General features: G+C 70.5%; 1 protein-coding gene. It reads left to right on the forward strand.

The genetic code is table 11. The features are described from left to right. Positions 1-237, forward strand: a 237-nt coding sequence (locus tag ACPYOG_RS20765; protein WP_481295948.1) for a hypothetical protein, incomplete at both ends; no start/stop codon positions are given.

Below are 237 nucleotides of genomic sequence, written 5' to 3' on the forward strand. Positions count from 1 at the left end.
CCCCCCCCCCCCCCCCCCCCCCCCCCCCTTTTAATAGTACGGCGACCACAGAGATCTACACTCTCTCCGTCGTCGGCAGCGTCAGATGGGGAGAAGAGACAGGCGGAGTGGCGATCCTTCGCCGCGAGCGGCAAGCCCGTGCTGGCGCACATTATCCCCTCGCGTGTCGCCGCCACTCGGTCGCGCCGTGAGGGTGCCCTCGGCCTCGTCGTCTCCGGCGTCCGCGAGGTCCTCGCC

Source organism: Leifsonia sp. HAY1-4F (assembly GCF_056755275.1).